Source organism: Leisingera sp. F5 (genome assembly GCF_001593695.1).
Map to the genome: position 1 here is coordinate 1 of NZ_LUKH01000410.1, position 2,555 is coordinate 2,555.

A 2,555-nucleotide genomic window follows, 5' to 3' on the forward strand; every position below is an offset into this window, starting at 1 on the left:
AAGGTGCATGACTACATGTCGGATGACAACTGCCCCGCGCTGAGCTTCTAATAGAGAAAGCCCCAGGCCATGACGGATTCACTTCACACTCTGTTTGCGGCCTGGGGCGACCCATCGCCCGACACCCGCGCCGAAAAGACGGACGCCGCAATCGGGCCCGGATTTTATTTCTCCGATCCCAACAATCCTGCCCCCATCGAAGGGCGCGACGCCTATCTGGATTACATCACGCAGTTCAGCGCGATGATGCCGGGCGCCGCGGCCAGGGTGGTTGCCATTTCGGAACACCACGGCCATGCGCGCGCCACGGTGGATTTCGAAAAAGACGGCCAGCGCATGGTGCGCGGCCAGTATTTTGCCGATCTTGAAGACGGCAAGGTGGTGCGGCTGATCGGATTTACAGGCATTGGAGAGCCCGATTGACCGCCCCCGCCATTGAACTCAAAGGCATCTCCAAAGCCTTTGGCCCGGTCCAGGCGAACAAGGACATTTCCATCAGGGTCGCCCCCGGCACAATTCACGGGATCATCGGTGAAAACGGTGCAGGCAAATCGACGCTGATGTCGATCCTCTACGGCTTTTACAAGGCCGACAAAGGCGAGGTCTGGATCAAGGGACAGCAGACCGCGATCCCCGACAGTCAGGCGGCGATTGCCGCAGGCATCGGCATGGTGTTCCAGCATTTCAAGCTGGTGGAGAATTTCACTGTGCTGGAAAACATCGTGCTAGGGGCCGAGGACAGCGGCATGCTGATGCCCTCGCTGCGCCGCGCCCGCAAGGAACTGAAGGCGCTGGAGGAGGAATACGAGCTGTTCGTGGACCCCGACGCCCGCATCGACGAGATCGGCGTCGGCATGCAGCAGCGGGTTGAGATCCTGAAGGCGCTGTACCGCAAGGCGGAAATCCTGATCCTGGACGAGCCGACCGGCGTGCTGACGCCGTCCGAGGCGGACCAGCTGTTCCGTATCCTCGACCGGCTGCGGGCAGAAGGAAAGACCATCATCCTGATCACCCACAAGCTGCGGGAGATCATGGAGTATACCGATACGGTTTCCGTGATGCGGCGCGGTGAGATGACCGCCACCGTCAAGACCGCGGAAACCAGCCCCGAACACCTGGCCGAACTAATGGTGGGCCGCAAGGTGCTGCTGCGCGTCGACAAGGTGCCGGCCCGGCCCGGCGCGCCGATCCTTGAAATTGAAAACCTGCGGGTGGTGGACGAGGTCGGCGTTGAGCGCGTCAAAGGCATCGACCTGACCGTGCGTGCAGGTGAGATTGTCGGCATCGCAGGGGTGGCCGGCAATGGACAGTCGGAGCTGCTGGAAGTCTTGGGCGGCATGCGGGCAGGCAGCGGCAGTATCAAACTGCATGGCACCTCTTTGCCGCTTGAGGGCTCGGGCGCGGACGCCAGCGCGCGGCGACTCGCCCATATCGGCCATGTCCCGGAGGACCGTCAGCGCGAGGGTCTCATCATGGATTTCCACGCCTGGGAGAATGTGGCCTTCGGCTATCATCGCGATCCGGCCTACAACAGCGGCCTGCTGATGGATAATGCCGCCCTGCGGGCGGATACCGCAGCCAAGATGGAGAAATTCGACGTGCGCCCGCCCGATCCCTGGCTGGCCGCCAAAAGCTTTTCCGGCGGCAACCAGCAGAAAATCGTGGTGGCGCGGGAGATCGAGCGCAACCCGGAGCTTTTGCTGATCGGCCAGCCGACCCGCGGCGTCGATATCGGCGCGATTGAGTTCATTCACAAACAGATCGTAGCTTTGCGCGATCAGGGCAAGGCGATCCTGCTGGTCTCGGTCGAACTGGAGGAGATCCTGTCGCTGGCGGACAGGGTTGCGGTGATGTTCGACGGCATGATCATGGGGGAGCGCCCCGCCGATCAGACCGACGAGAAAGAGCTTGGCCTGCTGATGGCCGGTGTCGCGGGGGAGGCCGCGTAGATGTTTGCAAGAAAATTGAGCAACGCAGGTCAGCACCCGGCTCTGAGGGGGCGGGAAACACCCTCCCGCGGGGAGGGCCGGGCGCTGACCGGGCTGCTTCGTACCCCGGTCAAAGATGCAAATCTGGGGGCCGCGTAAATGGATAAAATGCCGAAATGGGCAGATGTGGTTCTGATCCCGCTGATCAGCCTTTTGCTGGCCGCGATCCTGTCAGCTTTGGTGATCCTCGGGATCGGAGAAGACCCGGTGGCCGCGGTCAAGCTGATGGTTCAGGGCGCACTGGGGTCCACCTATGGCTGGGGTTACACGCTTTATTACGCCACCAATTTCATGTTCACCGGCCTGGCGGTGGCGGTGGCCGCGCACGCCGGCCTGTTCAACATCGGCGGCGAGGGCCAGGCGATGCTGGGCGGGCTTGGCGTGGCGCTGGTCTGCCTGCTGATCCCCTGGCCGCATTGGTCGCTGGCGCTGGTTTTTGCCGCCTTGGGTGCCGGGATTTTCGGCGCTGCCTGGGCTGCAATCCCTGCCTACCTGCAGGCCAAACGCGGCAGCCATATCGTGATCACCACCATCATGTTCAACTTCATCGCCGCGGCGGTGCTGAAC

Annotated in this window: 3 protein-coding genes; all 3 read left to right on the forward strand. The window is 62.4% G+C overall.

Annotated features, from left to right (window positions below; genetic code table 11):
* The first annotated feature begins 69 nt into the window (after nucleotides 1-69).
* Nucleotides 70-423 carry a nuclear transport factor 2 family protein gene (locus A2I95_RS31070; RefSeq protein ID WP_291736024.1) on the forward strand — a complete coding sequence of 118 codons (354 nt, stop codon included), beginning with the start codon at nucleotides 70-72 and terminating at the stop codon, nucleotides 421-423.
* Nucleotides 420-1,949: an ABC transporter ATP-binding protein gene (locus tag A2I95_RS31075; protein WP_291736026.1), complete on the forward strand. Its 1,530-nt coding sequence runs from the start codon at nucleotides 420-422 to the stop codon at nucleotides 1,947-1,949. Before A2I95_RS31070 ends, A2I95_RS31075 begins: the two co-directional genes overlap by 4 nt.
* Before the next feature lie 138 nt (nucleotides 1,950-2,087).
* A partial coding sequence (locus A2I95_RS31080) for an ABC transporter permease (RefSeq protein WP_367153100.1) occupies nucleotides 2,088-2,555 on the forward strand: 468 nt, incomplete at its 3' end.